Source organism: Arcticibacter svalbardensis MN12-7 (assembly GCF_000403135.1).
In the GTDB taxonomy this organism is placed as follows: Bacteria; Bacteroidota; Bacteroidia; order Sphingobacteriales; family Sphingobacteriaceae; genus Arcticibacter; species Arcticibacter svalbardensis.
The window spans coordinates 1-1,227 of sequence record NZ_AQPN01000053.1 but is presented as its reverse complement, the minus strand read 5'-3'; the positions used below and the strand labels follow the sequence as shown (position 1 = coordinate 1,227).

General features: G+C 31.5%; 1 protein-coding gene. It reads left to right on the top strand.

What is annotated here, in order from left to right; all coding sequences use genetic code 11:
• On the top strand, positions 1–1,118 hold a 1,118-nt coding region (locus ADIARSV_RS06765; protein WP_040299326.1), incomplete at its 5' end, for a MutS-related protein.
• Positions 1,119–1,227: the final 109 nt, after the last annotated feature.

Sequence of the window (1,227 nt, the reverse complement as noted above, 5' to 3'; positions counted from 1 at the left end):
ATAAGCAATTTTACCTTCTGATACCAGTGTTTTTTATAATTAACCTCATTATTCATTATAGAAATAAGCCAAAGGTGAGTTTTTTAATAACTCCATTCATTCAAATAAAAGCATTAAGCGATTATGCTAAAAAAATAGCGAATCTAGATGATGCCTTAAATTATTTTGATCTAGGAAAGGCACATAAAAAGTTCAGTAATTTAGGATTATATCAATTTTTATTAGCAAGTGAAAAGCAGGAACAGAATGAATTTTCTTCATTTATCTGGCTACTTGTGGAATACATTAAAATAACTTTTTTATTGGAAGTTAATCTTCTCGACAAGTGTGTAAAGATTGCTGATTCCTCTCGTCAAGAAATACATGATTTATTCAAATACATTGGATTAATTGATACAAGTATCTCAATTGCTTCATATCGCGCTGGTTTAGATTATTACTGTACTCCAGAATTTGACCAACTGATTAGGGTAAAAACTGAAGATATGATACATCCTTTGATTGATGACTGTGTACCTAATAGCTTGGATACAAATGGAAAAAATGTATTAATTACAGGATCCAATATGTCGGGTAAAACCACATTTATAAGAACAGTTGCAGTTAACGTGATACTTGCTCAATCAATTTATACGGTTTGTGCTAAATTCTATAGAGCAAATTTCCTAGATGTATCAACGTCAATTGGAATAGCTGATAGCTTACTGCTAGGCAAGAGTTACTATTTGGAAGAGCTAGAATCTGTTTATAATTTTATCGAACGTTCTGATGATAGCAAGTTTGCGAATCTCTTTGTTATGGATGAACTCTTTAAGGGTACTAACACTAATGAAAGGATCGCTGCTGGGCAAGCCGTTTCAGATTATTTAAGCAAGGGAAATAATATTGTTATGGTATCAACTCATGATCTTGAACTTTCAAAGTTATTAAACGTCAATTATGAATCATATTACTTCGCAGAGGAAGTGAGTGATCAAGGTTTACATTTTGATCATAAGATTAAGAAAGGGATACTTAGTACAAGAAATGCAATAAAACTTTTAGAATACTTCGACTATCCGAAAGAAATAATCCAGTCTGCAAACACTTACATTCAATCGGTCGAGACTGCAAAGTGAAGTGTATTTAACAATACTTTGCTATTTAAACAGCAGAAGCATTCTCCTGAAAACGTGCTAGAATTATCATGCTTTGAAGAATATATTATAATTTAAACCTTGATATAAC